The following is a 24,433-nucleotide window of genomic DNA, read 5'->3' on the forward strand; positions in this document are numbered from 1 at the left end:
TGGGCGTCATTCTGGGAGTGCAGCTGACTCGGCGGACCTCCACACAGGGATGAGCTGTTCCACATCGAACGGCTTGTTCCCCATGCCACCCGGAAATGCGATAACCGCGTGCAGAACCTTCTTGATCAGCTCCCGCTTCTGCCGGATGGTCTTGGACTTCCATTCCCTATCGACGTCGGCCGTCGCCTCCTCGGCGGCGGCCTTCGCCGCGATGTTCTTCGCCTGATCAGCGCGCAGCTCCTTGATGGTCTTCTCGACCACCGGGAGGTTCCGGAAGAACCCCTCATCATCAATCTCACCAGCGTTCCACCGCAGTTCGAGAGTGGCCCGGCGTTGCAGCGCGGCCTGTAGCTCGTCTTCCCGACCCCAGTCCGGTACGTCCTTGACCGCCGCTGCGGCATCGGCCTTCAACTTCGCCAGGACGAGCTTGGTGATGTGCTTGTCGGTCTCGTCCCCGCGCTTGTACGTCCCGTTGCAGCCGCCGTCCACGGTCTTCTTGCAGAAGTACCCGTGCTCGTACTTCACCCACTCGTTGGCCTTCTGGCCCTTCATCGGGTGGTTGCACTTGGTGCCGTCCTCCAAGGTGTTGCCACAGCGGAGGATGCCGGTCAGTAGGTACTTGTGAACGAGCTTCCCGCCGGGCTGACCAGCCCGTCCGCGACCACGAATGGCCGCGACCACGGCAAACCACTCCTTCGGCGTGACGATCGCGTCCCACTCGCCGACGATGGGCTGATCATCGCTGTCCCGCACCAACTCGCCGTTGACCTCGCGGTATCCGCAGATCCGGGCGTTCATGAGCACTTGCTTGACGCTCTGGTACTGGAACAGGTTGCCCCGAGCGGTGAGGTACCCGGCTTCCTTCCACCGCTGGGTGATCTCCGAGACCGACGCTCCGCTGATCACGTCGTGCACAGCCTTGCGGATCGCCTCTGCTTCAACCGGCCGAAGAGCGATCTTGTCATCCTCCCAGCCGAACGGCCGCCAGGCAGAGACGGACTGGCCCCGAATCGCGCGGTTGCGGTGACTGGCTCGCGCCCGGCGCTGCTTCTTCCTGGTTTCAGCGAGCGACATCGCGACTCCGATGAGGCCCTTGATCTCGAAGCCTTCGGCGTAGAGGTCCTGGAGCCCGTTGGAGTCCCAGTACACCCGTCCCTCGTGCGCGGTGAACGCGCGGAGGTACCTCTCCCAGTCGCCCGGCCGCCGATACAGCCGGTCGTCGTTCACCGCCATCACGCCATGCACCGGGTAGCCCCCTGCGGTCTTCCCTGCGGCGAGGTCCACGAGCATCTGCTCGAAGTCGTCACGGATGACGTTCTCCTTGCTGGCGCTCTTGTCGTTGTCCGTGTAGCGGTGGACCATCAGCCAACCGAACTCACGGGCCTTGTCGGACAGCTCGCGGTGCTGGTCCTCGATACCGTGCGCGTCCTTGGCACGGGCGTCGTCGGAGATGCGCGCGTAGCAGATCACGCACTTCATACCGGGGTTGGCTTCGAGCATGGCCAGCACCTCGGCGAGTGGCGGCAGGTCCGCCGGTACACCCCTGAGCTTGCTGATGACCTCTTCACGTGCTGCCATCTGTGGGCCGCCCCCTCCTCGTGAGAACTTCAGCCAGCAGACTAGCCCATTCTGTCTTTGTTGATGTTCTGCTCCATGAGGATCTCCCAGCAGATCCGCGCGGAACACGGGGACGAAGCCGAACGGGCCGCACTCGTCGGCATGGTCGAGAAACCCGCCGAATTCGCTTGCCTTGAAAGGGAGTTGACCGTGCGTCAGGCCGCCACGAGTGCGGCGGCGGTGCGGACGAAGGCGGCGGTGACGGGCGAGGTGCTGTGCTCGGGCCAGGCGAGGAGCAGGGCGGTCGGGGCGGCGCCGAGCAGCGGGATGCCGCACAGGTCGGCGCGGAGCTGGCCGCGGACGGATTCGGGCAGTACGGCGACGGCCTGGCCGAGGGCGACGAGCTGCTGGAGTTGGGTGAGGTCGCGGACTTCGGGGCCGGCGCGGTCCGGGCCGGAGGTGCCCTGCCAGCGGACGGTCGGCTCGCCGGCCAGGTCGGCGGGCCGCAGTCGCGGACGGTCGGCCAGCGGGTGGGTGCGCGGCAGGACGGCCAACTGGTTTTCGGTCAGCAGGAGTTCGGTGTCGAGGCCGGTGAGGTCGTGCGGCGGGTGGTGCAGCAGGGCGAGATCGGCGGTGCCGTCGTGCAGCAGGCGGACGCGTTCGGCCGGGTCGCACAGCAGCACGTCGACCCGGACCGGGTCCGGCCCGGCGCGGTGCGCGGCCAGCAGGGCGGGCAGCAGGCCGCCGTCGCCGCCGGGCTTCACCGCGAGCACCAGCCGGGGCTCGTGCTGCCCGGCCCGGCGGGTCCGGTGCAGGGCGGCGTCCGCGGCGGCCAGCACGGCGGCGGCCTCGCGGGCGAGCACCCGCCCGGCCCCGGTCAGCGCCTGCTCGCGCCCGCCGCGCAGCAACAGCGGTGCGCCGACCCGGCGTTCGAGCCGGGCGACGGTGCGGGACAGCGCGGGCTGGGAGATGCCGAGCCGGCGGGCGGCCCGGCCGAAGTGGAGTTCCTCGGCGAGGGCCAGGAAGTGGGCGAGTTCGCGGGTCTCCAGCCGGTCCATGCCGCCACGGTATCGGTCGATGCCGAACTCGGCCTGGCTGCCCACCGGTTGGTGGTGATCAGCTGGACGCATGACGAACGAGAACAGGATCGCCCTGGTCACCGGGGCCAACCGGGGCATCGGCCGTGCCGTCGCCCGCCGACTCGCCGCCCGCGGCCTGACCGTGCTGGTCACCGCGCGCGACCCGGACCGGGCCGCCGCCGCGGTCGACCGGCTGCGCGCGGACCCCGGCATCCGGGCGGCCGGAGCCGGCGGGGAGCGGCTGTGGCCGCTGACCCTGGACGTCACCGACGCCGCGGGGGTGCGGGCGGCGGCCCGGCAGGTCGGCGACCGGTTCGGCCGACTGGACGTGCTGGTCAACAACGCCGGGATCTCCGGCGGAGTGGAGGCCCAACTGCCCAGCGCCACCACGCTGGAGACGATGCGCGAAGTGTTCGCCACCAACCTGTTCGGGGTGCTGGCCGTCACCAACGCGCTGCTGCCGCTGCTGCACCGTTCGGCGGCGGCCCGGATCGTCAACGTCTCCAGCGCGGTCGGCTCGTTCGCCCGGCAGAGCGACCCCGGCCACTACCTGTCCGGCCAGCCACCGCTGGCCGCGTACCCGGCCGCCAAGGCCGCGCTCACCATGCTGACCGTGCAGTACGCCCGCGAGCTGCGCCCGGCGGGGATCCTGGTCAACGCGGCGGCACCCGGCGCCTGCGACACCGGGTTCACCCGGGAGCTCGCCCTCGGCCGCCGCATCACCCGTACCGCCGACCAGGGCGCGGCGGTCGTCGAGCGGCTGGCCCTGCTGGGCCCGGACGGACCGAGCGGCGGGTTCTTCGACGAGGACGGGCCGGTCGACTGGTGACGCGGCGCCCGGGAGGCGGGCCGGAGGTCAGGGCGTCGCGCCGACGGGGTGGAGGTCGGCGGGGAGGGCCTGGGTGGCGAGTTGGGCGGCGAGTTCCTCGGCCTGCTCCTTGGTGAAGGCGCCGGTGACGGCGGCCTGTCCGCCGGTGATGGCCTCCACGACGAAGGGGTGCGAGAGGACGTATCCGTCCACCAGGATGGCCAACTGGTTCTCCGGCTCCTGGAGTTGGGCGATCCGGCCGGTGAGGTCGGCGAAGGCGGTGCCGCCGGCCGGGGTGAAGTGCACCCGCACCTGCCAGCCGGCGCCGTTGGTGTCGGCTGCGGCGCTGCTGTCGGCGATCTCGGAGCCCTGGACCGCGATCGGGCCGAGCGCGAGCTTCGAGCGGACCCCGGACGGGTCGGCGCGGTCGCAGGCCAGCAGTTCGGTGCCGGGCGCGGCCTGGGCGGCCGGGGCGGCGCAGTCCAGGGCGGCCAGGCGGTCCCGCCACCGGTCCGGGGCGTCCGCGGGGGCGGGGGTGGCGTCGACCACCGCGGCCAGCACCGGGCGGATCTCCAGCGCGGCCCGGTGGGTGAGCGCGGCGAGCCGGTCGGCGACCGGCCCGGCGGTGGTGAGCGTCAGGGTGCCGTCACCGGCCTTCACCCGGGGGTTCGGCAGACCGAGCAACTCGGCCCGGTGGCGCAGCTGCTCGGCGGCCAGGGTGAGCTCCCCGGAGTCCAGCGGCCGGTCGGTGGTGAAGACGGTGTTCGTCTCGGGTCCGGTGGCGGTCGGTCCGGTCGACGCCGGGACGGGCGCCGGGGCGGGCGGAGCGGAGGACCCGCAGGCGGCGGCGCCGAGGGCGCAGGCGAGCAGGAGGGCGGCGGTGCCCGCGGTGCGCCGGGGGTTCGTCATGGCGGTCATTGTGGCAGTCGGCCGGGGGGATCCGGGCGGGTTACGGGCCAATCGGCCACTGCTGTGGCCGAGTTGGGCCGGTCCTGGGAAGGGGGCATTCGTGGGCGATCGGACGGCTGTCGGGGCGGGCACCGCATTCCCCCGGGGGCGGGGGCGGGGGCGGTGCCGGGGGCGGTGCCGGGGCCCGGGACCGTCCCGAGGCAGGGGTGGTCGCGGCCGTGCTGCCGGCGGCCGCGCCCCCGGAGCGGGCCGCCGGGCTGGAAGATCCGTGCGCGGCACCCGCCGATCCCGGGTGATCCGTGCGCACGGGCCGGGCCGGGCCGGGCCGGGGCCAGGATGCCGGGGAACCGTCCGCTCCCCGTCCACCCTGGAGGCGCACCCATGTCGGCCGACGTTCACCCCCCGCTCGACGGACTCCGCCGCGACGCCGCCGCGCTCCACCCCGAACTCGTCGAACTGCGGCGCGCCCTGCACCGCGACCCCGAGATCGGGCTCCACCTGCCGCGCACCCGGGCCCGGATCCTCGACGCCCTCGACGGCCTGCCGCTGGAGATCACCCTTGGCGAGCGGCTCTCCTCCGTCACCGCCGTCCTGCGCGGCGCCCGCCCCGGCCCCGCCGTCCTGCTGCGGGCCGACCTCGACGCGCTGCCCGTGCCGGAGAACACCGGCCTCCCGTACGCCTCCGAGAACCCGGGCGCGATGCACGCCTGCGGCCACGACCTGCACACCGCCGCGCTGGTCGGCGCAGCCCGGCTGCTCGCCGACCGCCGCGAAGAGCTGGCCGGCAGCGTGGTGTTCATGTTCCAGCCCGGCGAGGAGGGCGACGGCGGCGCCGCCCTGATGGTCGAGGACGGCGTCCTGGACGCGGCCGGCGAACGGGTCAGCGCCGCGTACGCCCTGCACGTCGGTGCCGCCCTGCTGCCCGCCGGCTACGTGGCCGGCCGGCCCGGGCCGATCATGGCGGCCTCCGACACCCTGAAGGTGGTGGTCCGGGGCCGCGGCGGCCACGGCTCCAGCCCGCACCTGGCGGTCGACCCCGTCCCGGTCGCCTGCGCGGCGGTGCTCGCCCTGCAGACCATGGTCACCCGCCGCTTCGACGCCTTCGACCCGGTCGTGCTGACCGTCGGCACCTTCCACGCGGGCACCGCGGAGAACGTCATCCCCGACGAGGCCGCCTTCGGCGCGACCGTCCGCTCCTTCTCCCCCGCCGCCCGCGAACTGGTCCTCGCCGAGGCCGTCCGGGTGGTCCGGGGCATCGGCGAGGCGCACGGCTGCCAGGTCGACGCGGTCGTCGAGCACGGCTACCCGGTGACCGCCAACGACCCCGCCGAGGCCGCGTACGCCGAACGCACCGCCCGCGAACTCCTGGGCGACGACCACTACTTCGAGATGCCACGGCCGGTGGCCGGCTCCGAGGACTTCGGGGTGCTGGCCGAGCACGTCCCCGCCGCGTACGTGATGTTCGGCGCCTGCTCCCCGGAGGTCGACCCGTTCACCGCCCCGTACAACCACTCCGCCGAGGCCCGCTTCGACGACGGGATCCTGGGCGACGCGGCGGCCCTGCTGGCGGCGCTGGCGCTCGGCAAGGTGCGGTAGAAGAGCCCCTGAACGCGCTTCCCGCCGTTCTTCCCGTCAGGGCTGGATCGGGACGTAGCCGGTCCGGCGGCCGTCCGGGGTGAGGAGGTGGCCGACCAGTTTGGGGGTGCGCAGGGTGACGTGCCGGTCGTGGACCCGGACCGCCGGGTGGTGGTGGGCCAGGTCCTGCTCGATCCGGCGCAGGTCGGGGAGTTGCGGGGCGATCAGGTAGAGGACGAGGTTGGCGGGGCCGACGGTGACGGCGCACATCCGGGTCTGCGGCAGGGCGCTGAGCCGGCGGACGGCGTCGGGCAGGGCCGCGGGCGGGACGTCCAGCCAGAGCATCGCGCCGACGGGGTGGCCGGTGACCCGCGGGGAGGCGTCGCAGCGCAGCACCGCCCTTCCGGAGTCCCGCAGTTCGGCCAGTCGGCGGCGGACGGTGGTGGCGGGCAAGCCGGTCCGGTCGGCGAGTTCGGCGTAGGGCATCCGGCCGTCGGCGCCGAGGGCCTGGATCAGGGCGAGGTCCTCCTCGACCCGGCGGTCGGCGACCGGCTTGGCCCCGCCGGGCGGGGGAGCGGCGATGGCGCGGCGCTGCTCGGCGTCCAGCGCGCCGTTGGAGAACCGGCTGCCCTCGACCAGGGTGCGTTCGACCAGGGTGGTCCGGGTGCGCAGGACGCCGGGGACGGCGCCGAGCCGGTCCACCAGGTAGGCGGTGAGCGAGGCGCGGTCGTACGCGGCGACGGTGAGCAGCAGGTCGGCGTCGCCGGTGACCAGCTCGATGCTGGCGGTCTGCGGGTGCCGGGCGACGGCCGCGGCGACCTCGGTGACCCGGTCGGCGGGGCAGTCGACCTGGACGAGGGCGGTGAGACCGGCGCCGATCCGGTCGGCGGAGGGGTAGCAGGTGACCCAGGCGTCGCCGTTCGCGGTGAGCCGGGACCAGCGGCGGGAGAGGGTGGCGGGATCGACGCCGAGCGGGGCGGCCAGCCGGGACCAGGGGGCTCGCGGGTCGACCCGGAGGGCGTCGACGAGCGCCAGGTCGAGTTCGTCGATCATGGCTGATCCTTGCGCGGGGTCGGCCGCAGGAACGGATTCGTGCGTGGGCGGTGCGGTGGCCTCCAGGTTAGCCATCCTTGCCGCCACCCCCACCACCCTCCGCACCCCCACGGAACCGCCGATGACCGTCGCCGCCGCACCCCGACCGTCCCGCCTCCCCCGGGCCGCCGCCTCCGCCGTCCCGCTACTCGCACTGGTGGAGTTCGCCAGCGGGGTGCTGCAGGGCGGGTTCCCGATCCTGCTGCCCCGGCTCGGCGAGCACCTGGACCTGCGGGCCTCCGACCTGAGCCTGGCACTGGGCGTGGAGTTCCTGGTGTCGGGCGTCGCGGTGCCGCTGACCTCGCGGCTGGGCGACCTGTACGGGCACCGGCGGCTGCTGCGGGCCACCGTGCTGCTCACCCTGCTGGGCTTCGCGGTCACCGCGCTGGCCCCCGATCTGCCGGTGCTGCTGGCCGGCCGGGCGCTGGCCGGGTTCCTGGCCTGCTGGCTGCCGCTGGAGTTCGCGATCCTGCGCGACCGCCTCGGCGAGGAGCGCGGCGGACGGGCGGTCGGCCCGCTGGTGGGCGCGCTGACGGTGGGCTCGACGCTGGGCGCGATCGCGGTCGGCGGCCTGGGCGCGGACCCGGCGGCGACCCGCCCGCTGCTGTGGGCGCTGGCGGCGCTGCCGGTGCTGGCGCTGCCGGTGGTGTGGTGGCTCGTCCCGGAGTCGGCGACCCGGGCGGCGGGCCGGATCGACTGGGCCGGGGCGGCCCTGCTCTCGCTGGGCCTGACCCTGCTGCTGTCCGGCCTGGGCGCGAGCGGGGTGCTGCCGGGCGCGGTCACGCTGCCGCTGCCGGCGGCCGGGGCGCTGCTGCTGGCCCTGTTCGTCCGCCAGGAACTGCGCACCGGCACCCCGATGGTGGACGTGCGACTGCTGGCCCGGCGGGCCACCGCCCCGGTGTTCGGCCTGAGCTTCCTGCTGGGCTGCGCGCTGTACGGGGCGCAGGGCCCGACGCTGGCCTTCGAGGCGGCGAAGCCCGCGGAGACCGGCTACGGGCTGGGCGCGGTACCGCTGGTACTGGGCCTGCTGGTGCTGCCGCAGACCGCGGCGGCCACCCTGGGCGCGGTGACGGCGCACCGGCTGACCACGCGACACCGGGTCTCCACCGTCCTGGCCGGCGGCTTCGCCCTGTGCGCCGCGGGCTACGGCCTGATCGCCCTCGGGCACACGGCGGCCTGGCAGTTCGTGATCGGCGGCGCGCTGGCGGGCTACGGGGCGGGCCTGGGGCTGAGCCTGCTGCCCGCGCTGCTGATGCGACGCCTCCCGGCCGACCAGACCGGCATCGGCACGGGCGTGTACAACACCCTGAAGTCCCTGGCCGGAGCGGTGGCCGGGGTGGCCGCGGCGGCGGTCCTGGACCACCTGCTGCTGCGCCCCGGGATTCCCTCCGAGGGCGCCTACACCCTGGTCTGGACGGGCTGCGCGCTGCTGTGCGGCCTGGGCGTGCCGGTGGCGCTGGCGCTGCGGCGCAAGCCGGCGGCCTGACCGGTCCGGTCCGGTTCCGGCCGTTCCATCAGGGGCCCGGGGAACTGTCGGCAGGCGGCTCGGGAGCAATCAGGGGCCCGGGGAACGGCGGGTCCGTGCTGCTGGTGGCCGGAGCCCGTCGGAGGTCGGGGCTGCTGCGTGTAGTGAACGGAACCGGAAGCAGATGCGCGCAACGGCAGTGAACCGCCAGCAGCCACGGGCTCGCCGTTCCCCGAGCCCCTGGTGGTGCTCTCTCAGACCTCGTTGGGCCCCGTGAACCCCGGACCCTCGGGGCGGGGCCGCCCCTTCTCGTCGGTGAGCCCCTCCGGTCCCGGGCTGGTGAAGTCGGGGGAGGAGTAACCGGGGCCGGTGAACTCGGCGGAGCGTTCGCGGGGGCGGCCCCGTCCGTCGGTGAGGCCCTCGACGCCGGGGCTGCTGAAGCCGGGGGAGGAGTAGGCGGCGCGGCTGTAGCCGGGGCTGTGCAGGTCGGGCGGGGCGGGCCGGGCGTGCGGGAGCGGGGTGGTGGCCGGGGCGGCGGCCAGGTTGGCGTGCAGCCAGGGCAGCAGGGCGCGTTCGCGGAGCGCCTCGCGCCAGGCGGCGCGGGCTTCGGCGAGGTCGGCGTGCTGCTGGGGGTCGGCCTGGTCGGGGCCGGCGGAGGCGTCGCGCAGGGCGGTGAGGACGAGCCCGGCGCCGCCGATCAGCAGGGCGGCGGCGGCGATGGCGAGGGCGACGACGCCGGCGGTGACGGTGGAGCGGCCGAGGGCGAGCGAGGGCGCGGCGGCGCGCAGCAGCCAGCCGAGCAGCAGCAGGACGAGTCCGGCGGCGCCGGCCAGGACGGGGGTGAGCACGGTGAGGACGGGGAACAGTCCGGCGCCGGCGGGCGGCGCGGTGCCGGGGTGTTCGGCGAGCGCGCTGCGCAGTGCCAGGTAGTGGGCGTACTCGGGGGCGGCGGGTGCGGCGACGGTGTCGGCGTCGGCGAGCGCCTTGGTGTGCAGTTGTTCGGCGGTGAGGTGGTCGCCCGGTTCGGCGAGGGCCTGTCGGACGCCGGTGTCGCGCAGCGTTTCGTCGAGCAGCCGCGCGAAGTCGGCGCGGTCCTCGGCGAGCAGGCGCGGGGGGTTGCTCATGGGTACCCCGTTCCGCGAGGTCGACGGAGGTCAGTGGCCTCGATGGTAGGGGTGCGCGGGAGCGGGCCGACAGCCTCTTTCCGGAACTTCCGGGTGCTCAGTTCCCCTGCGCGGCGGTGCGGTTGCCGGGCAGCACGTCAGTTCGGGAGTTCGGTTCTTCAGTTCGGGTGCCGGTCGCGGGGGGTCAGTTCAGCGGCAGCCGGGCGACCAGCAGGCGTCCGTCCATGGTGACGCCGCCGTCCATCGCGATGGCGAGCTCGTCGGCGTAGATGTAGGGGCCGGGGACGTTCGGCGGGGTGCCGTCCTCGGGCTGGTCGCCGGTGAGGTACGGGATCGGGCTGTGGCCGTGGACGACCCGGTAGCCGCCGTAGACGGCGAGGAGTTCCTGGGCGGCCATGGTGCCGGCCTGGCCGCGGAAGGCGAAGCGCTTGGTGAACTTGCGGAAGGCGTCCCACCACTCGTCGATGCCCTCGTCGGCGAGCAGGGCGTGCACGGCGTCGTTGACGTCGGCGATGGTCTCGCCGTACTCCAGGTACGCGGTGGTGTCGGAGTGCAGCAGCAGGTGGCCGTCCTCCAGGGCCATCGCGGGCAGCCGGGACAGCCAGCTGATGTGGTGCGGCTGCAGGCGTTCCAGGTCGTGCTGCTGGCCGCCGTTGAGGCGCCAGGCGGCGAGGAAGGAGGCGGTGCCGGCGGTGGACTGGACGGCTTCGTCGCCGTAGCGGGAGGCGCCGAGGAAGAGCAGTTCGTGGTTGCCCATCAGGGCGCGGCAGTAGCCGCCGGCCGCGGCGGCCTCGGCGGCGAGCTGCATGACCAGGTCGATGACGCCGATGCCGTCGGGGCCGCGGTCGGTGAAGTCGCCGAGGAACCAGACCCGGGAGCGGCCGGCCGACCAGTGGCCCTCGGTGTCGATCAGGCCCTGCTGGTGGAGGGCGGCGAGCAGCTCGTCGAGGTAGCCGTGGACGTCGCCGATGACGAACAGCGGTCCGGGGCCCTCGCCGGGCTCGGGCTGCGGGTACGGGAAGTGCACCTCGACGGGCGGGGTGTCGATCGGCGGGCCGAGCTCGATGGTCGGCGGGTCCTCGTGCGGGGCCTGGCCGGCGGGCGCGTAGTGGCGGCCGGGCGCGGGCGCGTCGGCGCCGAACTCGCTTGCGGGGGCCCAGTGCTGTTCCAGGTAGCGGGCGCCGCCGTAGGTGCTGTACGTCTCCTCGTACGGGTAGCCGGCCGGTTCGGCCGGCTCGAAGTAGGAGCCTTGCGGGAGCACGTCGAGGTCCTGGCGGGGGCGGGGGCCCGAGTGCGGTTGCTCGGGTTCGCGGAAGAGGTCCTCGGGTGTCATTCGCCCATCATAGGAAGCGTACTCTCCCGTCGTCCTCACCTGGTCGGTATCCGATTTCTGTCGACCCGCCCGCACCGGCCCGGGTCCGGCCGCCGGGGTGTCCGTTCCATCCCGTTCCGCCCCGTTTCGCGCCGGTGGCGACCGGCGGGCGGGGCGACCGGTGGCGGGGCGGTCGGCGGACGGTGCGGGGCGGAAGGGTCTAGACCTCGCCCGGTGGTCGGGGCGGGCTGACGGTGGTGCGCGGGGCGCGGGGCTGCGAGGAGGCCCGGACGATCAGCTCGGTGGGCATCAGGGTGCCGGGCGGCGGGCCGGTGCCGGCGGTGCGGTAGCGCGGCGGGAAGAGCCGGCCGGTCGCGGTGCCGGTGTCCGCGTCGACCCCCTCGATCGCGTCGATCAGCAGGTTGACCACGGTGGTGCCGATCCGACGGGGTTTCAGGGAGAGCGTGGTGATGGGGGGTTCGGTGTTGGCGTACACGTCGGACTCGCTGCAGCAGACCAGCAGCAGGTCGTCCGGGACGCGCAGCCCGTAGCGGCGGGCGGCGGCCAGCAGGTCGGTGCCGTTCGGGTCGAACAGGCCGTACACCGCGTCCGGGCGGTCCGGGCGGGCCAGCAGCCGGTCGGCGGCGACCGCCCCGGCGGCCGGGTCGTGCGCCGGGTACGCCTCGTACACCGGCTCCTGGCCGACCCGGTCGCACCAGGCGAGGTACGCCTCGGTGGAGAGCCGGGTGTAGGTGTCGGTGGAGGTGCCGGTGAGCAGGCCGATCCGGCGGGCGCCGGCCTCGCTGAGGTGCTCCAGGATGCCGAGCACGGCGGCCTCGTGGTCGTTGTCGACCCAGGCGGTGACCGGGCAGTTGCCCGGCTTCCCGTCGGAGACCACCGGCACCCCGGACCGGTACAGCTCGGTGACCAGCGGGTCCTGGTCGGGCGGGTCGATCACCACCGTGCCGTCGAGCGCGATGTTGCTCCACACGTCGTGCCGGGAGGAGGCGGGCAGCACCACCAGGGCGTAGCCGCGGCCGAGCGCGGCGCTGGTGGCGGCCCGGGCCATCTCGGCGAAGTAGGCGAACTCGGTGAAGGTGAACGGCTCTTCGCCGTACGTGGTGACGGTCAGGCCGATCAGCCCCGACCGCCCGGTGCGCAGGGTGCGGGCGGCCGCGGACGGCCGGTACCCGAGGCGCTCGGCGACCTCGCGGACCCGGCTGCGGGTCTCGTCCGGGAGTCGGCCCTTGCCGTTCAGGGCGTCCGAGACGGTGGTGATGGACACGCCGGCGGCCGCCGCGACGTCCCGGATGCCGGCCCGCTCCAGGCGCCGGGACGCGGTGGCCCGTCGACCGTTCTGGTTGGCTGCTGCTGTCATGGCGGACCGATCGTATGGCGCGTGACGGCGGTCCGTGACCGGTTCGCTACAGAAGGTCGGAGATACGTTTCTCCGTGGACGCCTCGGCCGGGTGCCCCGGGAAGGCCGCGGTTTTCCGCCCCGGATACCTCTGACATGTGCCAAAGGAACCCGGCAGAATGGCCGAACCGCGCCCGTAACCCGGACGAGCATCTCACCCGCACGGGTGAGGGCGGTCGGTATCGTTCACAGCACCCGACCGGGGGCGGAACGACGCCACCGTCGAGGAACGAGAAACGGAGAACCCCGTGGTTCAGCCCGAACACGGCCCCCGCCTGCGGCCCAGCCTGGACGGCATCCCCAGCTACAAGCCCGGCAAGCCGGCCGGCGCCGACGCCTTCAAGCTGTCCTCCAACGAGAACCCCTACCCGCCGCTGCCCGGCGTGCTGGAGGCCGCGATCGCCGCCGCGGGCGACTTCAACCGCTACCCCGACATGGCGGTCAGCGGCCTGACCGCCGAACTCGCCGGACACTTCGGCGTCCCCGCCGAGCACGTCGCCACCGGCACCGGCTCGGTCGGCGTCGCCCAGTCCCTGGTGCTCTCCGCGGCCGGCCCCGGCGACGAAGTCATCTACGCCTGGCGCTCGTTCGAGGCGTACCCGATCATCACCCAGGTCGCCGGCGCCACCCCCGTGCCCGTCCCGCTGACCGCCGACGAGGCCCACGACCTCGACGCCATGCTGGCCGCGATCACCGACCGGACCCGGCTGATCTTCGTCTGCAACCCCAACAACCCGACCGGCGCGGCCATCCACCGCGAGGAGCTGGTCCGCTTCCTGGACGCCGTCCCGGCGGACGTCCTGGTCGTGCTCGACGAGGCGTACCGCGAGTTCATCCGCGACGCCGACGTCCCCGACGGCATCGAGCTCTACCGCGACCGCCCCAACGTCTGCGTGCTGCGCACCTTCTCCAAGGCGTACGGCCTGGCCGGCCTGCGGGTCGGCTTCGCGATCGCCCACGAGCCGGTCGCCGACGCGCTGCGCAAGACCGCCGTCCCGTTCGGCGTCAGCCAGCTCGCCCAGGACGCCGCGGTCGCCTCGCTGCGCGCCGAGCAGGCCCTGCTGGAGCGGGTCGAGGCGCTGGTCGCCGAGCGCACCCGGGTCACCGCCGCCCTGCGCGCCCAGGGCTGGACGGTCGTCGACTCCGAGGCCAACTTCGTCTGGCTGCGCCTGGGCGAGCGCACCCTCGACTTCGCCGCCGCCTGCGCGGAGGCGGGCGTGGTGGTCCGCCCGTTCGCCGGCGACGGCGCGCGGGTCTCGATCGGCGAGGTCCAGGGCAACGACCTGTTCCTGGCGGCCGCGGAGGCGTTCCGCAAGGAGCTCTGACCCGGCGTCAGGGCGCGGGCGGGGCGGGCGGACCGGATTGCCCGCCCCGTCCGGGTGGAAGGACTCCCTGCGGCAAGCGCACGACGCACCACAGGGAGAGCCCGGATGAGCCAGTACGACGCCGACCTGATCCCCACCGCCTGGTACAACATCCTGCCGGACCTGCCCGAGCCGCTCCCGCCGATGCTGCACCCCGGCACGAAGGAGCCGGTCACCGCCGACGACCTCGCCCCGCTGTTCCCCGCCGAACTCGTCGCCCAGGAGCTCGGCGGCCCGCGCGAGGTGGACGTCCCCGGCCCGGTCCTCGACCTGTACCGCCGCTTCCGCCCCGCGCCGCTGGTCCGCGCCGAGCGGCTGGAGCGCGCACTGCGCACCCCCGCCCGGATCTACTACAAGTACGAGGGCGGCAACCCGACCGGCTCGCACAAGCTCAACACCGCGCTGGCGCAGGCGCACTACAACAAGGCGGCCGGGGTGACCAGCCTGGTCACCGAGACCGGCGCCGGGCAGTGGGGCAGCGCGCTCGGCCTGGCCTGCTCCTTCCTGGAGCTGGACTGCGAGGTCTTCATGGTCCGGGTCTCCTACGACCAGAAGCCCTACCGGCGGGCCCTGATGGAGACCTACGGCGCCTCGGTGCACGCCTCGCCCTCCGAACTGACCGCCGCCGGGCGGGCCGCGCTGGCGGCCGACCCGGCGGCCACCGGCAGCCTCGGGCTGGCGATCTCCGAGGCGGTCGAGACGGTGGCGGCGGCCGGCGGCCGGGCCAAGTACGCGCTCGGCTCGGTGCTGAACCACGTGCTGCTGCACCAGACGGTGATCGGGCGGGAGGCGCTGGCCCAGTTCGCCCGGATCGACGACTACCCGGACGTGGTGATCGGCGCGGCCGGCGGCGGCTCCAACTTCGGCGGGCTGGCCTTCCCGTTCCTGGGCGAGCAGTTGGCGGGCCGCCGGGAGGTCCGGGCGGTCGCGGTGGAGCCCGCGTCCTGCCCCTCGCTGACCCGGGGCCGCTACGACTACGACTTCGGCGACAGCGCGGGCACCACCCCGTTGATGAAGATGCACACCCTGGGGCACGGCTTCACCCCGCCAGCGATCCACGCCGGCGGGCTGCGCTACCACGGCATGTCGCCGATCGTCAGCCACCTCAAGGAGCTCGGGCTGATCGAGGCCGTCGCGGTGCCGCAGACCGCCTGCTTCGAGGCGGGCGTGGCCTTCGCCCGGGCCGAGGGGATCGTGCCCGCGCCGGAGTCCACCCATGCGGTGCGGGTGGCGATCGACGAGGCGCTGGCCTGCCGGGAGTCCGGCGAGTCGCGGGCGATCGTGTTCGCGCTGTCCGGGCACGGGCACTTCGACATGCAGGCGTACCTGGACCACTTCGCGGGGAAGCTCACCGACTGATCCCGGTGCCCGTCCCCGTTCGGCGGGCCCGCGTGAAGCGGGGACGGGACTTTGCTGGGAGGTTTCCGGGAGCAGGGTCAAGGGCTGGTGGTCGGCCGGTAGGCGGGCGGGCTCCGGGCGGTCGGTTCATGGGGATTCGTCCGGATCGCTGCTCACAGCCGGCACTCAGGATCCGCACAGAGCGGCGCAAGAGCACGAGACGATGCTTCTGCGCCATGAAGGTGCTTCCGCGACGGCGTGGGGCCGTCCTCGTCAACTCCGCGCTCGGCGTGGCCCTGCTCGGCGGGGCCGCGCTGGCGTACACCACCCTGGACAGCGGCACCAGCAAGGCCGCGACCAGCTCCAAGGTCAGGACCGCCACCGTCTCCAAGGGCACGGTCCAGGCCACGGTGTCCGGATCGGGCACGCTGTTCTCACCGTCCGACGCCGGGCAGGACTTCACCACGGGCGGCAAGCTCACCTCGGTGAAGGTCTCGGTCGGCGACGCGGTGAAGAAGGGCGAGGTGCTCGCCACCGTCGACACCGCCGCCGCCCAGCAGCAGGTCGACCAGGCGCAGTCCGCGCTGAACACGGCCGAGGCCAACCTGACCAAGGCCGAGGCGGGCGAGACGGTCACCACCACGGTGGCCGGCACGTCCGGCAGCGGCTCGTCGGGTTCGAGCCGCACCGGCAGCGGTGCCGGCAGCGGCGGCACCGGCGGCGCGAGTGCCCAGAGCACCCCGCAGCCGACCACCACGACCACCGTGAAGGTGGACCAGGCGCAGGTCGCCTCGGCCCAGCAGCAGGTCGACAACGCCGAGGCGACGCTCGCCAACGCGAAGGACGCGCTGGCCGGGACGACGCTCACCGCGACCACCGACGGCACCGTCGCCTCGATCTCCAACAAGGTCGGCGACACCGTCTCCGGCACCGGCTCCTCCGGCTCGTCCTCCTCCGGCTCCTCCGGTTCTTCCAGCGGCGCCAAGACCGGTACCACCAGCAGCGGTTCGAGCAGCAGCACCCCGTCCGGCTTCATCGTGCTGACCAACCCGTCCGGGATGGAGGTCACCGCGAACTTCTCCGAGCTGGACTCGCTCAAGCTGAAGAAGGGCCAGGCGGCCACCGTCACCCTGAACGCGCAGTCCGACACCAAGCTGGACGCGACCGTGCTGTCGGTCTCCTCGCTGCCCTCCAGCTCCACCAACGGGGCCGTGCAGTACGGCGCGACGCTGCAGATCAGCGGCGACACCTCGACCCTGCGCACCGGCCTGAGCGCCACCATCTCGGTGACCACCGGCTCCGCCGAGCAGGCCCTGTCGGTGCCCACCGCGGCCCTCCAGGGCACCGGCAGCAGCCGCACCGCGACCGTGGTGCACGACGACGGCTCCACCGAGCGGGTGCAGGTCACCGTCGGCATCGAGGGCGACAGCACCGTGCAGGTCACCGAGGGCCTGACCGAGGGCGAGAAGGTCGAGCTGACCTCCACCACCGCGGGCACCGGCAACGGCTTCCCGTCCGGCCAGTTCCCGGGCGCGGGCGGCGCGGCGGGCGGCTTCGGCGGCGCGGCGGGCGGTGCGGCCGGCGGCTTCGGCGGCGGGACCGGCACCCGCAGCGGCGGCGGCGCCGGAGGCACCCGCTGATGCGCACCGCCAAGCCCCCGGTGATCCAGATCCGCAAGGTCACCAAGTCGTACGGCCACGGCGACGCCGTCGTGCACGCCCTGCGCGGGCCGATGACCGGCGGCGGCGAGCCGCTCGGCGTCGACCTGGACATCGCGGAGGGCGACTACGTCGCGGTGATGGGCTCCTCCGGCTCGGGCAAGTCGACCCTGATGAACATCCTGGGCTGCCTGGACGTGCCCACCTCCGGCCGCTACCTGCTGGACGGCACCGACGTCGGCCACCTGGACGAGGGCCAGCTCTCGCTGGTCCGCAACCGCAAGATCGGCTTCGTGTTCCAGTCCTTCAACCTGGTGCCCCGCACCACCGCGCTGGCCCAGGTCGAACTGCCGCTGGCCTACGCGGGCGTGCGGGCCGCCGAGCGGCGCCGCCGGGCGCTGGCCGCGCTGGGCATGGTCGGCCTGGCCGACCGGGCCGGGCACAAGCCCAACCAGCTCTCCGGCGGCCAGCAGCAGCGCGTCGCGGTGGCCCGGGCGCTGGTCACCGCGCCCGCGATGCTGCTCGCCGACGAGCCCACCGGCAACCTCGACAGCCGTTCCACCGAGGAGGTGCTGGGCATCATCGACGGACTCAACGCGCGCGGCCGCACCGTGGTGGTGATCACCCACGAGGACGAGGTCGCGCTGCACGCCAAGCGGGTCGTCCGGCTGGTCGACGGCGCGATCGTCTCGGACGTCCGGCAGGCGCCGGTCGACGGGCCGCCGCCCGCCCTGGCCGTCGCGGGGGTGGTCGCGTGATCGCCTGGCAGATGCTCCGCTTCGCGGTGGCCGGCCTGGCCGCCAACAAGGTCCGCTCCGCGCTGACCATGCTCGGCGTGCTGATCGGCGTGGCCTCGGTGATCCTGCTGCTCGCGGTCGGCAACGGCTCCTCGGTGGCGGTGAAGGACTCGATCACCTCGCTCGGCACCAACTCGCTGACCGTCTCCTCCTCCGCCTCGCGCGGCTCGGCGACCGCCGCGAAGAAGCTCACCGTGGACGACGCCAAGGCGCTCGCCACGGCCACCGACGCCCCGGCCATCAAGTCGGTCGCGCCGGTGGTCACCACCAGCGGCACCGCGCTGTACGGGAACATCTCGTACCAGCCCGGGCAGATCGTCGGCACCTACCCGGCCTACTTCGAGACCTCCAACCTGAAGGTCGGCAAGGGCGACTACTTCTCCGCCGACGACGTGCTGAACTCCCGCAAGGTCGCGGTGCTCGGCTCGACCACCGCCACCGAGCTGTTCGCCACCGAGGACCCGGTCGGCAAGAAGATCACCATCGGCGGCACCCCGTTCACCGTGGTCGGCGTGCTGAAGACCAAGGGCTCCACCGGCTTCAACGACCCCGACGACGTGGTGATCGCCCCGCTGCCGACCGTGCAGAACGCGTTCACCGGCTTCGGCTCGGTCAACCAGATCCTGGTGCAGGCGTCCTCCGCCGAGACCACCACCGAGGCGCAGTCCGACATCACCCGGATCCTGATGGGCACCCACGCCATCAAGGACGCCAGCAAGGTCGACTTCCGGATCAGCAACCAGACCTCGCTGCTGAGCGCCCGCGAGTCCACCAACAAGACCTTCACCGTCCTGCTCGGCGCGGTCGCCGCGATCTCGCTGCTGGTCGGCGGCATCGGCATCACCAACATCATGCTGGTGACGGTCGCCGAGCGGACCAGGGAGATCGGCATCCGCAAGGCGCTCGGCGCGCCCCGCGCGGTCATCCTCGGCCAGTTCCTCGCCGAGTCCACCCTGCTGTCGGTGATCGGCGCCGGGCTGGGCGTGCTGGTCGGCATCGCCGGCTCGCACTTCTCGGTGGTCGGCATCAAGCCGGTGGTGATCCCCGAGTCGGTGCTCGGCGCCTTCGGCATCGCCGTCGCCATCGGACTGTTCTTCGGCAGCTACCCCGCCAACCGGGCCGCCGCGCTGCGCCCGATCGACGCCCTCCGGCACGAGTAGAAGGAGACTCCTCCCATGTCTGACGACCAGGAGCTGCTGGCCACCGCGCCGGACGCCCGCGACATCACCGCCGAGCTGGCCGCGCCACCGCGCCGCAAGCTCCCCTGGCCGACCCTGGCGCTGGCCGGCTGCGTCATCGCCGTGCTCTCCTTCGCGGGCGGCGTCTGGTACCAGAAGGACAGCGGCACCAGCAGCGGCACCGGCAACCGGGCCGGGGCGGCGAACGGCCAGTTCCCCGGCGGCGGCGCCCGCGGCGGCTACGGCGGCTTCGGCGGGCAGGCGGGCGGCCAGGCGGGCGGGCAGACGGGCGGCACCGGCCAGTTCCCCGGCGGCGCGGCGGGCGGCTTCACCCGCGGCACCGTGCAGTCGGTGGACGGCACCACCGTCTACCTGACCGAGGCGAACGGCACCACCGTCAAGATCACCACCGGCGACTCCACCAAGGTCACCACCACCAAGGAGGGCAAGGTCGGCGACCTGCAGCCCGGCCAGACCGTCACCGTGATGGGCAGCAAGGCCGAGGACGGCTCCTACAACGCCACCCAGCTCACCGAGGGCAACGCCGCGGGCGGTTTCGGTGGCCGTGGCGGCGCCGGCGGCGGCACCGGGGGAGGCGCGGGTACCGGTTCGGGTACGAGCGGATGACTAATCCAATCTTCATTCACTTTGCGTAGCCTGGTCGGGCTAGGGTCTGTCTGACGGTGTCCGGTCGGGTCAGCCCGGCGGACGCCGCGGACAGGCCCCGTGGTGTCCGGGGTGGCCCATTCGTCCGGCCGGGAGGCGGAGCAATCGTGTCAGGCGCAGTGCAGTCGAACCCGGCGGCGGCAGGACAGGCCGGGAGCGAGCCCTTCCTGCTGGTCGTGGACGACGAACCGAACATCCGCGAGCTGCTCTCGGCCAGTCTGCGCTTCTCCGGCTTCCGGGTGGCCTCCGCCGCCACCGGCCAGGAGGCGCTGGACGCGGTCGCCGCCGAACGCCCCGACCTGGTCGTGCTGGACGTGATGCTGCCCGACCTGGACGGCTTCACCGTGGTGCAGCGCCTGCGCGACCAGACCCAGTGGCCGCAGAGCCCCGAGCACGTCCCGGTGCTGTTCCTGACCGCCAAGGACGGCACCGGCGACAAGGTGCAGGGCCTGGCGGTCGGCGCCGACGACTACGTCACCAAGCCGTTCAGCCTGGAGGAGCTGATCGCCCGGATCCGGGCGATCCTGCGCCGGGCCGGCGGCCCCGCCGACGACGGCCGCCTGGTGGTGGCCGACCTCACCCTGGACCCGACCGCGCACGAGGTCACCCGCGGCGGCGTCCCGGTCTCGCTCTCCCCCACCGAGTTCAAGTTGCTGCACTACCTGATGGCCAACGTCGGCCGGGTGGTCTCCAAGGCGCAGATCCTCGACCACGTGTGGGCGTACGACTTCGGCGGCGACCTGTCGATCGTCGAGTCGTACATCTCCTACCTGCGCCGCAAGCTCGACTCCGGTCCGGCGCACGGCCCCAAGCTGATCCACACGGTGCGCGGCATCGGCTACGCGCTGCGCCGCCCGCCGAACGGCTGAGATGGCCCGCTTCTCGCTGCGGGTGCGCCTGCTGGTGCTCGCGCTGCTGCTGGTCACCACCGGCCTGGTGGTGAGCGACACCCTGGTGCTGGGCACCGTCCGCGGGCAGCTGGTGGACCGGGCCGACGAGCAGCTCGACCGGTTCGCCGAGCCGCTGTCGCACCGGACGCCGTCCAAGCAGAGCACCGTCTCGGTGTTCAGCAGCACCCAGACCGTCAGCCGCCGCTCCGGCCAGGGCCTGCCCAGCGAGTACGTGGTGCGCTACCTGGCCGAGGACGGCTCGGTGCTGTCGGTGATCCGGCAGCCGCTGAGCGAGTCCGACCCGGACCCGCAGCTGCCCGGGCTGGACCGCAAGGGGCTGACCGAGCGGCTGGACGAGCCGTTCACCGCCTCCGGGCCGCGGGCCACCGAGTGGCGCTCGCTGGTGCTGCCGCTGCAGCGCGGCGTGGCGGGCGACCCGGGGGCGCCCAAGTACGTGCAGGTCGCGGTGCCGCTGGCGGACGTGCAGTCCACCATCTCGCACCTGCGCACCACCTTCCTGACCATCGGCGGCGCGGTGCTGGTCGGCATCGCGGGCCTGGGCGCGCTCGCGGTGCGGGCCGGGCTGCGACCGCTGCGCCAGCTGGAGGCGGGCGCCCAGCGGATCGCCGACGGCGACCTGTCGTACCGGATGCCGGAGCTGCCCGCCCGGACCGAGGCGGGCCGGCTGTCCGCGGCGCTGAACGGGATGCTCACCCACATCGAGACGGCGTTCGCCGCCCGGGCCGCCTCCGAGCAGCGGATGCGCCGCTTCGTCGCGGACGCCTCGCACGAGCTGCGCACCCCGCTGGCGGGCATCCGCGGCTTCGCCGAGCTGCACCGGATGGGCGCGCTGCAGGACGTGGACCGGGCGATGGACCGGATCGAGTCGGAGGCGGTGCGCCTCGGCGCGCTGGTCGAGGACCTGCTGCTGCTGGCCCGCCTGGACGAGGAGCGCCCGCTCAACCTGGCCCCGATGGACCTGCGCACGCTGGCCGCGGACGCCCTGCACGACCTGACCGCACTGGACCCGGGCCGCCCGGTCGCGCTGACCGGCCCGAACGGCGAGGGCGCCCCGCAGGCCGCCCCGGTGCTGGGCGACGAGGCCCGGCTGCGCCAGGTGGTGACCAACCTGGTGGGCAACGCGGTCAAGCACACCCCGTCCGGCACCGCGGTGCGGATCGGCGTGGGCCGCTCGGAGGACGGCTGCCTGCTGGAGGTCGCCGACCGCGGGCCGGGCCTGGACGAGGAGCAGGCCGTCCAGGTGTTCGAACGCTTCTACCGGGCGGACGCCTCGCGCAGCCGCCGGGCCGGGGAGAGCGGCGGTTCGGGCCTGGGCCTGGCGATCGCCAGCGCCCTGGTGTCGGCGCACGGCGGCGAGTTGACCCTGCGCACCGCGCCGGGCGACGGCGCGGCCTTCCGGCTCTCGCTGCCGCACCAGCACTGACCCTCCGGGGGCCCGCCGACCCCGGGTCGGCCGCTCCCCGTCCGAAACGCCACCCCCCTGCGACCGCTCCGATAAGCATCATGGATACTGCCCTTGTGAACGTGTTCACGTTCACAAGCGGACAAGCTTGGGATGGTACGGCGCGTTCGCGTGTTAGATCTTCCTTTTGTCCGGTATAGGCAGATTCCGAGAGAGGGCGCAGTGGACCTAGCAGTCGCTCACGAGACCGTCTCGCGTTGGCAGTTCGGCATCACCACCGTCTACCACTTCCTGTTCGTGCCCCTCACGATCAGCCTGGCCTCGATCGTGGCCGGCCTGCAGACCGCCTGGGTGCGCACGGGCAAGGAGAAGTACTTCCACGCCACCAAGTTCTGGGGCAAGCTCTTCCTGATCAACATCGCCATGGGCGTGGTCACCGGCATCGTCCAGGAGTTCCAGTTCGGCATGAACTGGTCCGACTACTCCCGCTTCGTCGGCGACGTGTTCGGCGCCCCGCTGGCGATGGAGGCGCTGATCGCCTTCTTCTTCGAGTCCACCTTCATCGGCCTGTGGATCTTCGGCTGGGACCGGCTCCCGAAGAAGGTCCACCTGGCCTGCATCTGGCTGGTCGCGATCGGCACCGCGCTCTCCGCCTACTTCATCCTGGCCGCCAACTCCTGGATGCAGCACCCGGTCGGCTACCAGATCGACCCGGCCACCGGGAAGGCCCAGCTCACCGACATCGTCCGGGTGCTGACCCAGAACACCACCGTCGTCCAGGTCTTCCACACCCTCACCGCCGCCTTCCTCACCGGCGCCGCCTTCGTGGTCGGCATCGCCAGCTACCACCTGTGGCGGGCCAAGCGGGGCAAGGAGACCGACCGGCGCAAGACCGCCGCGATGCGCACCTCGCTGCGGGTCGGCCTGGCCATCGCCGTGGTGGCCGGCCTGGGCACCGCGATCAGCGGCGACACCCTCGGCAAGGTGATGTTCGAGCAGCAGCCGATGAAGATGGCCGCCGCCGAGGCGCTGTGGGACACCCAGGCGCCCGCCCCGTTCTCGGTCTTCGCGGTCGGCGACGTGTCCAAGGGCCACAACTCGGTCGAGCTGGAGATCCCCGGGATACTGTCCTTCCTCGCCCACAACGACTTCTCGTCCTCGGTGCCCGGCATCAACGACACCGCCGCCGCCGAGGCGGCGAAGTACGGCGGACAGCCCGACGACTACATCCCCAACATCTTCGTCACCTACTGGGGCTTCCGGCTGATGATCGGCTTCGGCATGACGTCCTTCGCCGCCGCGCTGATCGGCCTGTGGACCACCCGCCGGAAGTTCTGGCTCGCCCCCGAGCACCGCACCGGCGAGGACGAGCCGCCGAAGCTGATGCTCACCAAGAAGCGCGAGATGAACGTCTTCTTCACCCGGTGGAGCTGGCGGATCGGCATCCTCACCATGGGCTTCCCGCTGGTCGCCAACAGCTTCGGCTGGATCTTCACCGAGATGGGCCGCCAGCCCTGGGTGGTGTTCGGCCTGATGCGCACCCGCGACGCGGTCTCCCCCAACGTCACCGTCGGCACCCAGGTGGTCGGCCTGACCACGCTGACCGTGCTCTACGCGATCCTCGCCGTCATCGAGGTCAAGCTGCTCGCCAAGTACGCCGCCGCCGGGCCCGACACCTCCGAGCAGCCGCCGGCCAAGGACCCGACCCTGCGCGGCCCCTCCGACGACGAGGACGCCGACCAGCCCCTCGCCTTCGCGTACTGAGGACGGATCACATGCACCTGCACGACCTCTGGTTCGTCCTGATCGCCGTCCTGTGGATCGGCTACTTCTTCCTGGAGGGCTTCGACTTCGGCATCGGCGTCCTCACCCGGCTGCTGGCCCGGAACACCGCCGAGCGCCGCGTCCTGATCAACACCATCGGCCCGGTCTGGGACGGCAACGAGGTCTGGCTGCTCACCGCGGGCGGCGCCACCTTCGCGGCCTTCCCCGACTGGTACGCCACCCTGTTCAGCGGCTTCTTCATCCCGCTGCTGCTGATCCTGGTCTGCCTGATCGTCCGCGGCGTCTCCTTCGAGTACCGGCACCAGCGCAGCGGCGAGCGCTGGCAGCGCAACTGGGAACTGGCCATCTTCTGGACCTCGCTGCTGCCCGCCTTCCTGTGGGGCGTCGCCTTCGCCAACATCGTGCACGGCGTCGACATCGACGCCGACAAGAACTACGTCGGCACCCTCTGGGACCTGCTCAACCCGTACGCGCTGCTCGGCGGCCTCACCACCCTGGCGCTGTTCACCTTCCACGGCGCGGTGTTCGCCTCGCTCAAGACCGCCGGCGAGATCCGGGTCCGGGCCCGCGCCCAGGCCACCGCGCTCGGCCTGGCCACCGCGGTGCTCGCCCTGGTCTTCCTGGTCTGGACGCAGGCGCACTCCGGCAACGGCTGGAGCCTGGCCGCGCTGGTCGTCGCCGTCCTCGCCCTGCTCGGCGCGCTCGGCGCCAACCGGCTGGCCCGCGAGGGCTGGGCGTTCGCGCTCAGCGGCCTGACCGTCGTCGCCGCCGTCGGGATGCTCTTCCTGTCGCTGTTCCCCGACGTGATGCCCTCCACGCTGAACCCGGACTGGTCGCTGACCGTCACCAACGCCTCGTCCTCGCCCTACACGCTCAAGGTGATGACGGTCGTCGCGGTGGTCTTCACCCCGCTCGTGCTGCTCTACCAGGGCTGGACGTACTGGGTCTTCCGCCGCCGGATCGGCGTCCAGCACATCCCCGCCGCGCACCACTGAC

The 24,433-nt window shown here is 73.2% G+C and carries 20 protein-coding genes; 13 read left to right on the forward strand and 7 right to left on the reverse strand.

All coding sequences use genetic code 11. The features are described from left to right. Positions 1 to 6: 6 nt before the first annotated feature. Together ABD345_RS21000 and ABD345_RS21005 are read right to left on the reverse strand one after the other, a co-directional pair. The gene (locus ABD345_RS21000; RefSeq protein ID WP_344553963.1) at positions 7 to 1,578 is read right to left on the reverse strand and encodes a recombinase family protein; all 1,572 of its coding nucleotides are present in this window, start codon (positions 1,576 to 1,578) and stop codon (positions 7 to 9) included. A 194-nt stretch (positions 1,579 to 1,772) separates the two neighbouring features. Next, complete coding sequence (locus ABD345_RS21005; protein ID WP_344553964.1) at positions 1,773 to 2,615, reverse strand: LysR family transcriptional regulator; 843 nt, start codon at positions 2,613 to 2,615, stop codon at positions 1,773 to 1,775. Positions 2,616 to 2,685: 70 nt separating this feature from the next. On the opposite strand from ABD345_RS21005, the gene ABD345_RS21010 reads away from it, so the two are divergent. Then, on the forward strand, positions 2,686 to 3,465 hold the full coding sequence (locus ABD345_RS21010) for an SDR family NAD(P)-dependent oxidoreductase (RefSeq protein WP_344553965.1): 780 nt from the start codon (positions 2,686 to 2,688) through the stop codon (positions 3,463 to 3,465). A gap of 27 nt (positions 3,466 to 3,492) precedes the next feature. Here the strand turns inward: ABD345_RS21010 and ABD345_RS21015 are convergent, their stop codons facing one another. Beyond that, entirely contained in the window at positions 3,493 to 4,353 is an 861-nt protein-coding gene (locus ABD345_RS21015; RefSeq protein WP_344553966.1) for a SecDF P1 head subdomain-containing protein, read from the reverse strand. A gap of 381 nt (positions 4,354 to 4,734) precedes the next feature. Between ABD345_RS21015 and ABD345_RS21020 the strand changes: the two genes are divergently transcribed. Continuing rightward, the gene (locus tag ABD345_RS21020) at positions 4,735 to 5,949 is read left to right on the forward strand and encodes a M20 metallopeptidase family protein (RefSeq protein ID WP_344553967.1); all 1,215 of its coding nucleotides are present in this window, start codon (positions 4,735 to 4,737) and stop codon (positions 5,947 to 5,949) included. A 36-nt stretch (positions 5,950 to 5,985) separates the two neighbouring features. On the opposite strand, the gene ABD345_RS21025 is transcribed toward ABD345_RS21020, so the two are convergent. Further along, positions 5,986 to 6,981 carry an Lrp/AsnC family transcriptional regulator gene (locus ABD345_RS21025; protein ID WP_344553969.1) on the reverse strand — a complete coding sequence of 332 codons (996 nt, stop codon included), beginning with the start codon at positions 6,979 to 6,981 and terminating at the stop codon, positions 5,986 to 5,988. Positions 6,982 to 7,102: 121 nt separating this feature from the next. On the opposite strand from ABD345_RS21025, the gene ABD345_RS21030 reads away from it, so the two are divergent. Then, positions 7,103 to 8,506, forward strand: a complete 1,404-nt coding sequence (locus ABD345_RS21030; RefSeq protein WP_344553971.1) for an MFS transporter — start codon at positions 7,103 to 7,105, stop codon at positions 8,504 to 8,506. Between the two features lie 233 nt (positions 8,507 to 8,739). Here ABD345_RS21030 and ABD345_RS21035 read toward each other — a convergent pair whose 3' ends face one another. The 3 genes from ABD345_RS21035 to ABD345_RS21045 all read right to left on the reverse strand — a co-directional run bounded on the left by ABD345_RS21035 (position 8,740) and on the right by ABD345_RS21045 (position 12,299). Further along, entirely contained in the window at positions 8,740 to 9,609 is an 870-nt protein-coding gene (locus tag ABD345_RS21035) for a hypothetical protein (protein ID WP_344553972.1), read from the reverse strand. Positions 9,610 to 9,793: 184 nt separating this feature from the next. Continuing rightward, complete coding sequence (locus tag ABD345_RS21040) at positions 9,794 to 10,942, reverse strand: metallophosphoesterase (RefSeq protein ID WP_344553973.1); 1,149 nt, start codon at positions 10,940 to 10,942, stop codon at positions 9,794 to 9,796. A 199-nt stretch (positions 10,943 to 11,141) separates the two neighbouring features. Next, the gene (locus tag ABD345_RS21045) at positions 11,142 to 12,299 is read right to left on the reverse strand and encodes a LacI family DNA-binding transcriptional regulator (RefSeq protein WP_344553974.1); all 1,158 of its coding nucleotides are present in this window, start codon (positions 12,297 to 12,299) and stop codon (positions 11,142 to 11,144) included. A gap of 287 nt (positions 12,300 to 12,586) precedes the next feature. On the opposite strand from ABD345_RS21045, the gene hisC reads away from it, so the two are divergent. The 10 genes from hisC to cydB all read left to right on the forward strand — a co-directional run bounded on the left by hisC (position 12,587) and on the right by cydB (position 24,432). Continuing rightward, on the forward strand, positions 12,587 to 13,663 hold the full coding sequence (gene hisC, locus ABD345_RS21050; RefSeq protein WP_344553976.1) for a histidinol-phosphate transaminase: 1,077 nt from the start codon (positions 12,587 to 12,589) through the stop codon (positions 13,661 to 13,663). 105 nt (positions 13,664 to 13,768) lie between these two features. Then, entirely contained in the window at positions 13,769 to 15,061 is a 1,293-nt protein-coding gene (locus tag ABD345_RS21055) for a TrpB-like pyridoxal phosphate-dependent enzyme (protein WP_344553978.1), read from the forward strand. A gap of 215 nt (positions 15,062 to 15,276) precedes the next feature. Continuing rightward, positions 15,277 to 16,680 carry an efflux RND transporter periplasmic adaptor subunit gene (locus ABD345_RS21060; protein WP_344553980.1) on the forward strand — a complete coding sequence of 468 codons (1,404 nt, stop codon included), beginning with the start codon at positions 15,277 to 15,279 and terminating at the stop codon, positions 16,678 to 16,680. Then, positions 16,680 to 17,456, forward strand: coding sequence for an ABC transporter ATP-binding protein (locus ABD345_RS21065; protein WP_344553981.1), 777 nt, complete (start codon positions 16,680 to 16,682; stop codon positions 17,454 to 17,456). Before ABD345_RS21060 ends, ABD345_RS21065 begins: the two co-directional genes overlap by 1 nt. Then, the gene (locus tag ABD345_RS21070; RefSeq protein WP_344553982.1) at positions 17,453 to 18,655 is read left to right on the forward strand and encodes an ABC transporter permease; all 1,203 of its coding nucleotides are present in this window, start codon (positions 17,453 to 17,455) and stop codon (positions 18,653 to 18,655) included. The genes ABD345_RS21065 and ABD345_RS21070 overlap by 4 nt, the downstream gene beginning before the upstream one ends. 15 nt (positions 18,656 to 18,670) lie before the next feature. Continuing rightward, complete coding sequence (locus ABD345_RS21075) at positions 18,671 to 19,300, forward strand: DUF5666 domain-containing protein (RefSeq protein ID WP_344553983.1); 630 nt, start codon at positions 18,671 to 18,673, stop codon at positions 19,298 to 19,300. 146 nt (positions 19,301 to 19,446) lie between these two features. Continuing rightward, positions 19,447 to 20,208 (forward strand): response regulator transcription factor, encoded by a 762-nt coding sequence (locus ABD345_RS21080; RefSeq protein ID WP_344553985.1) that lies wholly within the window; start codon positions 19,447 to 19,449, stop codon positions 20,206 to 20,208. 1 nt (position 20,209) lies between these two features. Continuing rightward, entirely contained in the window at positions 20,210 to 21,673 is a 1,464-nt protein-coding gene (locus ABD345_RS21085) for a sensor histidine kinase (protein ID WP_344553987.1), read from the forward strand. Positions 21,674 to 21,874: 201 nt separating this feature from the next. Next, on the forward strand, positions 21,875 to 23,416 hold the full coding sequence (locus ABD345_RS21090; protein ID WP_344553988.1) for a cytochrome ubiquinol oxidase subunit I: 1,542 nt from the start codon (positions 21,875 to 21,877) through the stop codon (positions 23,414 to 23,416). An 11-nt stretch (positions 23,417 to 23,427) separates the two neighbouring features. Beyond that, complete coding sequence (cydB, locus tag ABD345_RS21095) at positions 23,428 to 24,432, forward strand: cytochrome d ubiquinol oxidase subunit II (protein ID WP_344553989.1); 1,005 nt, start codon at positions 23,428 to 23,430, stop codon at positions 24,430 to 24,432. The last annotated feature ends 1 nt before the right edge of the window (position 24,433 follow it).

This window comes from Kitasatospora saccharophila (assembly GCF_039529925.1).
GTDB lineage: Bacteria > Actinomycetota > Actinomycetes > Streptomycetales > Streptomycetaceae > Kitasatospora > Kitasatospora saccharophila.

Excerpts from the sequence above, each read along its gene's own strand:
- ABD345_RS21000 (WP_344553963.1), bottom strand. The coding sequence starts at position 1,578 with ATGGCAGCACGTGAAGAGGTCATCAGCAAGCTCAGGGGTGTACCGGCG.
- ABD345_RS21005 (WP_344553964.1), bottom strand. The coding sequence starts at position 2,615 with ATGGACCGGCTGGAGACCCGCGAACTCGCCCACTTCCTGGCCCTCGCC.
- ABD345_RS21010 (WP_344553965.1), top strand. The coding sequence starts at position 2,686 with ATGACGAACGAGAACAGGATCGCCCTGGTCACCGGGGCCAACCGGGGC.
- ABD345_RS21015 (WP_344553966.1), bottom strand. The coding sequence starts at position 4,353 with ATGACGAACCCCCGGCGCACCGCGGGCACCGCCGCCCTCCTGCTCGCC.
- ABD345_RS21020 (WP_344553967.1), top strand. The coding sequence starts at position 4,735 with ATGTCGGCCGACGTTCACCCCCCGCTCGACGGACTCCGCCGCGACGCC.
- ABD345_RS21025 (WP_344553969.1), bottom strand. The coding sequence starts at position 6,981 with ATGATCGACGAACTCGACCTGGCGCTCGTCGACGCCCTCCGGGTCGAC.
- ABD345_RS21030 (WP_344553971.1), top strand. The coding sequence starts at position 7,103 with ATGACCGTCGCCGCCGCACCCCGACCGTCCCGCCTCCCCCGGGCCGCC.
- ABD345_RS21035 (WP_344553972.1), bottom strand. The coding sequence starts at position 9,609 with ATGAGCAACCCCCCGCGCCTGCTCGCCGAGGACCGCGCCGACTTCGCG.
- ABD345_RS21040 (WP_344553973.1), bottom strand. The coding sequence starts at position 10,942 with ATGACACCCGAGGACCTCTTCCGCGAACCCGAGCAACCGCACTCGGGC.
- ABD345_RS21045 (WP_344553974.1), bottom strand. The coding sequence starts at position 12,299 with ATGACAGCAGCAGCCAACCAGAACGGTCGACGGGCCACCGCGTCCCGG.
- ABD345_RS21055 (WP_344553978.1), top strand. The coding sequence starts at position 13,769 with ATGAGCCAGTACGACGCCGACCTGATCCCCACCGCCTGGTACAACATC.
- ABD345_RS21060 (WP_344553980.1), top strand. The coding sequence starts at position 15,277 with ATGAAGGTGCTTCCGCGACGGCGTGGGGCCGTCCTCGTCAACTCCGCG.
- ABD345_RS21065 (WP_344553981.1), top strand. The coding sequence starts at position 16,680 with ATGCGCACCGCCAAGCCCCCGGTGATCCAGATCCGCAAGGTCACCAAG.
- ABD345_RS21075 (WP_344553983.1), top strand. The coding sequence starts at position 18,671 with ATGTCTGACGACCAGGAGCTGCTGGCCACCGCGCCGGACGCCCGCGAC.
- ABD345_RS21085 (WP_344553987.1), top strand. The coding sequence starts at position 20,210 with ATGGCCCGCTTCTCGCTGCGGGTGCGCCTGCTGGTGCTCGCGCTGCTG.
- cydB (WP_344553989.1), top strand. The coding sequence starts at position 23,428 with ATGCACCTGCACGACCTCTGGTTCGTCCTGATCGCCGTCCTGTGGATC.